The following is a 302-nucleotide window of genomic DNA, read 5'->3' on the forward strand; positions in this document are numbered from 1 at the left end:
CGGCCGCGTGGCAGGTGTCGACCATGTTCTTGACCGAGGTCCGGTCACCGAGCCGTCCGGCGATCCGGTAGCTGACCGGCTGGTAGGAGGTCCACCACTGCGGGCCCTGGATGTGCTCCTGGGGCGGCGAGACCTCGACGAACCCGTAGCCCTTCGGGCCGTGGGTGCTGGTGCAGGCCTGGGCGACGGAGTCGAAGCGCCACTCGAAGAGGGTCGCGGTGACGTCCTTGCCGTTGTTGGCGGGCGGGGCGGCCTGGGCGGTGGGGGCGCCGAGGCTCGCGGTGAACGAGAGCGCGAGCGCC

At 72.2% G+C, this 302-nt stretch carries 1 pseudogene; it reads right to left on the minus strand.

The features are described from left to right. Positions 1-302, minus strand: a pseudogene (locus tag PUR71_RS00400) (glycosidase); the annotation flags it as partial.

This window comes from Streptomyces sp. SP17BM10, from assembly GCF_036322405.1.
Taxonomy (GTDB): Bacteria; Actinomycetota; Actinomycetes; order Streptomycetales; family Streptomycetaceae; genus Kitasatospora.